This window comes from Pseudobacter sp. (genome assembly GCF_051955275.1).
In the GTDB taxonomy this organism is placed as follows: Bacteria; Bacteroidota; Bacteroidia; order Chitinophagales; family Chitinophagaceae; genus Pseudobacter.
On record NZ_JBQCGW010000104.1, the window covers coordinates 1 to 6,305 of the forward strand.

At 49.4% G+C, this 6,305-nt stretch carries 7 protein-coding genes; all 7 read right to left on the reverse strand.

The genetic code is table 11. The annotated features are described in order from the left end of the window. Window positions 1-897, reverse strand: an 897-nt coding sequence (locus ACTHMC_RS08740) for an NADH-quinone oxidoreductase subunit N (RefSeq protein ID WP_440412642.1), incomplete at its 3' end; no start/stop codon positions are given. A 21-nt stretch (window positions 898-918) separates the two neighbouring features. Next, the gene (locus tag ACTHMC_RS08745) at window positions 919-2,388 is read right to left on the reverse strand and encodes a complex I subunit 4 family protein (protein WP_440412644.1); all 1,470 of its coding nucleotides are present in this window, start codon (window positions 2,386-2,388) and stop codon (window positions 919-921) included. An 11-nt stretch (window positions 2,389-2,399) separates the two neighbouring features. Beyond that, complete coding sequence (nuoL, locus tag ACTHMC_RS08750; RefSeq protein WP_440412646.1) at window positions 2,400-4,337, reverse strand: NADH-quinone oxidoreductase subunit L; 1,938 nt, start codon at window positions 4,335-4,337, stop codon at window positions 2,400-2,402. Window positions 4,338-4,347: 10 nt separating this feature from the next. Then, window positions 4,348-4,677 (reverse strand): NADH-quinone oxidoreductase subunit NuoK, encoded by a 330-nt coding sequence (nuoK, locus tag ACTHMC_RS08755; RefSeq protein WP_440412647.1) that lies wholly within the window; start codon window positions 4,675-4,677, stop codon window positions 4,348-4,350. A gap of 19 nt (window positions 4,678-4,696) precedes the next feature. Next, window positions 4,697-5,200: an NADH-quinone oxidoreductase subunit J family protein gene (locus tag ACTHMC_RS08760; protein ID WP_440412649.1), complete on the reverse strand. Its 504-nt coding sequence runs from the start codon at window positions 5,198-5,200 to the stop codon at window positions 4,697-4,699. A gap of 16 nt (window positions 5,201-5,216) precedes the next feature. Further along, window positions 5,217-5,774, reverse strand: coding sequence for an NADH-quinone oxidoreductase subunit NuoI (gene nuoI, locus ACTHMC_RS08765; RefSeq protein WP_440412651.1), 558 nt, complete (start codon window positions 5,772-5,774; stop codon window positions 5,217-5,219). A 24-nt stretch (window positions 5,775-5,798) separates the two neighbouring features. Beyond that, a partial coding sequence (locus ACTHMC_RS08770; RefSeq protein WP_440412652.1) for a complex I subunit 1/NuoH family protein occupies window positions 5,799-6,305 on the reverse strand: 507 nt, incomplete at its 5' end.

Here is a 6,305-nt window from a genome sequence, read left to right on the forward strand (position 1 = left end):
CATGAAGCCCGCCTGCGCGATACTGGAATAAGCCAGCATCCTTTTCACGCTTTGCTGGAACACGGCAGTGAAGTTGCCTATCAGCAGGGTGGCGGCAGTAATGATGGCAATCAGCGTCTGCCATTCAGCATGCATGGTTTCAAACGCGCCCTCAAAGAGGCGGATGAACGCAATGAAGAGTGCGGCTTTTACGATAGTTGCCATGAAGGAAGTGAATACGGTGGGCGCACCATCATACACGTCCGGAGTCCAGAAGTGGAAGGGGGCCGCAGACACTTTGAAAGAAAGAGAGAACATCAGCAACAGCATGCCTGCGCCGATCATCGGGGTGAGGGCACCTGTGCCCAGTCCGATCTGTTCTATATTGAAGGTTCCTTTTGCCCCGTAAATCAGGCAGATACCCATCAGCATGATGCCGGTGGAGAAAGAACCCATCAGGAAATATTTCAAACTGGCCTCATTGCTTTTCAGGTTTCGCTTATCCGCTCCCGTTAGAATGTACAGAGGAATGGAAATGATCTCGATCCCCAGGAAGAGCATCAGTAAAGAAGTGAAGGAAGAGGAAACGCAGATGCCTGCGATAATAAAGAAGATCATTGCATAGTATTCGGCTACATGCAGTCCTACTTTTTCCATATCGCGGCCATTGAGCAGGAAGTACACCAGGGTACAACCGATAGCGATGGCGTTGAAGAGCAATCCGAAATTGTCGAAGGCCAGCATGCCATAGGTGTTCACATCAAACAGCTTTGTTCCGTTGAGCTCCAGCAGGTTCACAACAAAGACTGCCACAATGCCGATGATGGACAATGAGCGAACCAATGCGTTGCTTTTGCTGAACGCACCACTAAACATCATTACCACGCCCCAGATAGCCGATATTACAATTGCATTCATAACTTAAATCTATGCTTTCCCTTAAATAGGATGTTTGTTTATCATTTTGGACATGATGGCGTCAACAGTTCCCTCCGTCAGTTCCAGGAACGGTTTGGGATAAACGCCGATCACCAGGATGGCCACTACCAGGATGCCCAGCACCAGCTTTTCGTTGGGGCGGATATCCATTGCGTTGGACGTGATCTGGTTTGTATTTCCATAAAACACCTTTTGGATCATGTTGAGAGTGTACACGGCAGAGAGGATGATGCTCAATCCGGCCACAGCCGTGAAAAGCCATCCCATCTTGGATGCGGTGCTGGTGAATACGCCGGTGAAGAGCAGGAACTCACCGATAAAGGCATTGGTGAGCGGCAATGCCACATTGGCGAGTGCCACCACTACCAGTAAGATGGTAAGTCCCGGGGCTTTCTGCGCCAGTCCCCCCAGCTCGGAGATCTTGCGCGTTTTGAACTGGCGTTCGATCAGTTCCACCACGATCCACAATCCGATAACGTTGATACCGTGGTTGAACATCTGGATCATCACACCCTGCATACCTTCTTTGGAAGTTACGAAGATGGCCAGGCACATCAGACCAACGTGCGCGATGGAAGAATAAGCCACCAGGCGCTTCAGGTCATCCTGCTGCATGGCCAGGATGCTGGCGTAGATCATACCGATCACGCAGAGCAGACCAACTGTATCGCCCTGTTGCCAGGTAGCGGCAGGAAGTACAGGAGCCAGCCAGCGGATCACACCAAGCAGACCCATTTTCACCATCACACCACTCAGTACCATGGTAGTGGCAGTAGGTGATTGCTCATATGCATCAGGCTGCCAGGTATGGAGCGGGAAGATGGGCATCTTTACTGCAAAAGCAATGAAGAACAGCCAGAACAGCCAGTCCTGCTCCTTGTGAGAAAGAGCAGCTTTATAAAAATCTTCCAGCGCAAAGCTCTGTCCGGGTGTATGAAGGTATACATAGATGATCCCGATCAGCATGAACAGGGATCCCACGAAAGTATAAACGAAGAACTTGAAAGTAACGGCGATCCTTCTTTCCCCACCCCACTGAGAGCAGAGGAAGTAAGCAGGGATCAGCGCCAGTTCCCAGAAGAAGTAGAAGAGCAGCGCATCATAAGCCAGGAACACGCCCATCAGTCCGGCCTGGGAAAGCAGCATGAGTGCAAAGAAGTTCTTTGCATTCTTATAGGTTGCATTCCAGGTAGACAGGAAGATCATCGGGAAGGCCACTGCCGTAAGGAGGCAGAGGATCTGACCCATTCCATCGAGTGTAACTGCAAAGCTGCTCCCGAGCAGGGGCATCCAGGGCAGGTTGGCTTGCAATGCTGCAGGGTCCTTTACCACGGTGATCCCCAGCACGGAGATAACCAGGGTAACGATTGAAGCAAACAAAGACCATGTCTTTGCTGCCTTTTCCTGTTTGATGAGAAAAGTAGCCAATCCACTCAGCAACGGAATTACAATCAGTAAAACAGGTATCATTTAGTTTATAATTATTTCTTCAGGAAAAACTGGATCACAAAGAATACCAGTATGCTTAACACCATCAATAAAACATAGCTGCCCACTTGTCCGCTCTGCACCAGGCGAACCTGGCGGCTCACATACTGCACGGAACGGCCCACGCCATTCACCAGTGCATCGATCACGCCTTTCTCCACCCATTTGTTCAGGAATTTTCCGAGCCAGAAGATGGGACGAACGATGATGCCATTGTAGGCTTCATCCACATACCATTTATCAGCGAGCACTTTGCCAAAGCCGGATGGCTCCGCCAGGTCAGGCTTTTTGCTGAACCTTCTGAGGGCGTAGATGATCATCACCAGCGCCAGCAGTACAGAAGCTCCCATGAGGATGTATTCCGTCTGGTGGTCCATATGATGTGCGTTGTGTGCCAGTTTAGCGCCATCGGCAAAAATCGGACTGAGGTAATGTTCCAGTGAATGGGCATTGGCCATCAGTACTTCAGGAATGCCGATCCAGCCACCGATCACACTGAGTACAGCCAGTACAATGAGGGGAAGCGTCATGCTCAGCGGGCTCTCATGCAGATGATGTTTCTGCTCTTCCGTTCCGCGGAAATTTCCAAGGAAGGTAGTGGCATAGAGACGGAACATATAGAAGGCCGTCATACCAGCGCAGATGAAACCAAGCACCCAGTAAATTTTATTGCTGTTGTAAGCAGCAGCCAGGATCTCGTCTTTGGAGAAGAAACCTGCAAAGGGAGGAATACCTGCAATGGCGATACAACCTATCAGGAAAGTAAGATGTGTGATGGGAAGTTTCTTTTTCAATCCACCCATGTTACGGATATCCTGCTCATGGTGCATGGCATGGATCACGGAGCCGGCGCCAAGGAACAACAGGGCTTTGAAGAAAGCGTGCGTCATTACGTGGAATACCGCGCCCGTGTAAGCGCCAACGCCCAGGGCCAGGAACATATAACCCAGCTGGCTGACCGTAGAGTAAGCCAGTACCTTTTTGATATCGTTCTGTTTGAGCGCAATGCTGGCTGCGAGTAAAGCGGTAGCCAGACCGATCACCGCAATCACTGTTTGTGTAGTGGGTGCCTGTGTGAACATGATATTGCTGCGTGCGATCATATAGATACCCGCAGTTACCATGGTAGCGGCGTGGATCAGCGCGGATACAGGCGTAGGGCCGGCCATCGCATCTGGCAACCAGGTATAGAGCGGGATCTGTGCACTCTTACCGGTAGCGCCTACAAAAAGCAACAGGGTGATGCCGGTAATATCGAAAGCAGTGAAGCCCTTGATAGCAGAGATATTTGTAAGGAGATCAAACACTCCCTTGTGATCAGGTGTTGTATAGGTAACGGTACCGAGTTTAGCGATCAGCCAGAAGATGGCGAGCAGGAAACCGAGGTCTCCGATACGGTTCATGATAAAGGCTTTCTTGGCAGCGTTGCCATACTCCATATTCTTGAACCAGTATCCGATGAGGAGGTAAGAACAGAGGCCTACACCTTCCCATCCGATGAACATGATCACGAAGTTGGCTCCGAGGATCAGCAGCAACATGGAGAACACGAAGAGGTTGAGATAAGCGAAGTAGCGCGCATAGTGATGGCTCTCTTCCTCGTGCATGTAAGCGGTGGAATATAAATGAATAAGGAAACCAACGCCCGTGATGATCAGGAGGAACAGCGCGGAGAGCTGGTCGGCCTGGAACGCAAACGGAATGCTGAAGTCACCTACCCTGATAAAATCGAAATAGTTGATTACGCCGGTATGGCCATTCTTCACATCTATGAAGATCAGGATGCTGATCACAAAGGAAGCAAGCACTGTACCGCAGCCTACAAGGCTGACCAGTGATTTGGAAAGCTGCTTGCGGAATAAACCGTTGATCAGGAAACCGATCAGCGGAAGTACAGGCACCAACCAGACTAATTGTAAAATGTTCTTCATAAATCGGGCATCAATGTTTCAACCTGTTCAAAAAATTAACATCAACTGAATGCACATTCCGGTACATCATCACAATGATGGCAAGCCCCACACTCACTTCAGCAGCTGCTACCACCATGATGAAGAACACAAAGAGTTGTCCATCTATCCCGGCCATGGGATTGGCGGCTGCGCCGGCGAGGTGGTGCATTTTGGAGAATGCAACCAGCAAAAGGTTCACTGCGTTCAACATCAGCTCAACACACATAAAGATGATGATGGCATTGCGGCGTGTGAGCACACCGGCAATACCGATGCAGAATAACGCGAGTGACAATACGATGTAATATTCGATCTTCATAACACAATTTGAAAATTCATTAGTCGCCCTTCTTCCCTATCACTACTGCACCAACCATCGCACTCAAAAAGAGGATGGAGCTGATCTCAAAAGGCACAACAAAATCTGTGAACAATGCTTTTCCGAGGTTCTCGATGAGGCCGATATTTCCTTCCTTGATCTGAACCAGTTCTCCTTTCACTTCGGCGGATTTCAGGGCCGCCACCATTACCAGCAGCAGACAGCCTCCGGAAACAACACCGGCCAGTTTCAGCCATTTGTTCTTTTTGGGCTCAGATTCCGCATTCAGGTTCATTAGCATGATCACAAAGAGGAAGAGTACCATGATGGCGCCCGCATATACGATCAGGTTCACAACACCGATGAACTGTGCGTTCATCAGAATATAATGTCCGGAAATAGCAAAGAAAGTGGAGATCAGCCATAATACACTGTAAACAGGATTCCTGCTGATAACTACCATGATTGCACTACCGAGTGCCAGCACACTGAGAAAATAGAATAAAAAAACTGTTACGCTCATTGTAGTGTATGGTTAATTAGTTCGCCTGTTCTTGTTGTTTGGCACGGTTGCCCAGTGCTTTTTTGTATTCCTCCGGTTTGGTAACGGGATCAGGGATCAGCAGATCGTTCTTACCATAGATGAGGCCCTTGCGCTGATAATTGCTCGGAGCAAAGGTTTCACTGAGGTAGATCGCATCTTTCGGACATGCTTCCTCGCAGAGGCCGCAGAAGATACAGCGAAGCATATTGATCTCGTACTTGGCCGCGTATTTCTCTTCGCGGTACAGGTTCTCTTCACCCGGCAGGCGCTCGGCGGCTTCCATGGTGATGGCTTCTGCCGGACAGGCAACAGCGCAGAGACCGCAGGCTGTGCAGCGTTCGCGGCCTTCGTTATCACGGTTCAGTACATGCAGACCACGAAACACCGGGCTGAACTCACGCTTCTGCTCAGGATAGCTGATAGTAGCTTTCTTCTTGAAGAAGTGCTTCAGCGTGATCATCATGCCCTTGAAGATCTCCCATACGTAGATCCTTTCCATGAAGGTCATGGGCTTCCTGTCCACCTGTTTCGCTCTGCTTGTTAATGATTGCATATAACTAATGTTACTTATTGTCTATTATTTTTTAAGCCACAATACCACAGCGGCAGTAATGATCATATTCGCAAGCGCTAAAGGTATCAATCTTTTCCAGCACAGGTGCATCAGCTGGTCATAACGGAACCTTGGAATGGTCCAGCGTACCCACATGAACAGGAAGATGAACATGGCTGTTTTCGCAAACAGGGTGGCTCCCTGTATCAGTACGCCCCAGTTGCCGATACTCTCGATCATCTTAGCATCATTCACAAATGGCACATCATATCCACCGAAGAAGAGGGTGGCCATGATCACGCTGCTGATGAACATATTGATATATTCTGCGAAAAGATAGAAACCGAGTTTCATGGTTGAGTACTCCTGGTGGTAACCGAAGTTCAGCTCGTTCTCAGCTTCCGGAAGGTCGAACGGCGTACGGTTACATTCTGCAAACGCACATACCAGGAAGATGAAGAAGCCCAGCGGTTGCCAGAGCACGTTATACCAGCCATCGAGCTGCTGACCAACGATCACACTCATTTTGAG